The following is a 1,444-nucleotide window of genomic DNA, read 5'->3' as shown; positions in this document are numbered from 1 at the left end:
AATCATAATTTTTAGTTATTTCATCTATCGATTTTAATATATTTGTCATTCTCGGAGCTGCAAATTCCAAACCTTTTAAAACGGCTTCTTCTCTGCCAATTTGTTTATATATAGTTCCGATTTCCTTTCGCTCTTCATCGTTAAATAAATATACATTATAAGCGTTTGGAATATGAGCATGATTATATTCCGAAGGCGAGCGGACATCTATTATAGGCATGTTTTCTTTTTCTAATTTTAAGAATTCTTCTATATCGATATATTTTACCATTTATTATTTTATACTCCGAAAATTTATAAATAAAATAATAGAATAAAAATAAAAAATGTCAAAACAAAAAAGACACCGATTAAAACGATGCCTCTTTATAATTAATTATTCTAATTTATTTACTTAATTTTTTTCGGCTGTTACTTTATTTTTGCTATAAATTGATGAATCATAATAACAAAATCCCTTTGTAGAGTTATAAAATGTAAATATTGCCGTTTTTGTTTCTCCGTTAACGATTCCAGTTAAAACAATATTAAGAGGATAATCAAAAGTAGCTGGAATTTGCCCTTCATATCCATGATAATTCGAAGAACTACTGCTATTTGTCATACTTAATTTGCCGTCAGTAATAGTAAATTTATCATATCCTCCTGCTTGCCAACTTCCTTCAAGGTCGGATTTTACGCCTGAACCAGTCTTACCATAAATTACGCCTCCGCCAGCAGAACCCGAGCCTTCAGAACTACCTCCTCCAGCGCTTGAACTATTCTTTTTCTCGCTATCCCCTATATTAAATCCAGATGAACTATAACTATAATAATAAGCTCCATTTGTCGAGTTATAAAATGTAAATACCGCCGTATTTGTTTCTCCGTCAATAGTTTCAGTTGCCAAAATGCTAAAAGGATAATCAAAACTATTTGGAATTTGTCCTTCATAATAAAACCATAAATTTGACATACTTAATTTACCGTTAGTAATGCCAAAAGAAGGACTTATAGAACAATACCAATATCCTTCAAGGTCGGCTTTTACGCCAGAACCAGTCTTTTCTCCAGAAGTTGTTCCTCCTATTACGGCAGGACTTTCTCCTCCAGAATCTCCAGAGCTTCCTCCACCAGCGTCTGGCTCTCCAGAACCTCCACTTTCAGAGCCTCCAGAACCGCTTCCTCCAGAGCCTGAATCTCCAGAACTTGAACCTCCGCTACCAGAACTACTGCCTCCAGAAGTTCCGCCGTTTGTATTGCCATTATCAGAGCCTATTCCAATGCCGCCATTATCAGAACCGCCCGTTTTATCTTTATTACTACAGCTTATAAAAAACAATAGTATAAATGATAATAATATGATTAAAAATGTTTTTAAAAAGTTATTGATTAAAGTATATAATTCACGCTTTGCTTTGCTTTGCTTTGCTTTGCTTTGCTTTGCTTTGCTTAACGAAATTAT

At 33.8% G+C, this 1,444-nt stretch carries 2 protein-coding genes; both read right to left on the bottom strand.

From position 1 onward, the window contains the following. Positions 1–271, bottom strand: a 271-nt coding sequence (locus tag EZH24_RS11785; RefSeq protein ID WP_272897901.1) for a rhodanese-like domain-containing protein, incomplete at its 3' end; no start/stop codon positions are given. 123 nt (positions 272–394) lie between these two features. After that, positions 395–1,444: hypothetical protein (locus tag EZH24_RS14300; protein ID WP_201798596.1), on the bottom strand; the 1,050-nt coding region annotated here is incomplete at its 5' end.

It is taken from the genome of Brachyspira catarrhinii (assembly GCF_005518285.1).
GTDB lineage: Bacteria > Spirochaetota > Brachyspiria > Brachyspirales > Brachyspiraceae > Brachyspira > Brachyspira catarrhinii.
This window is presented reverse-complemented; position numbering and strand designations above follow the sequence as displayed.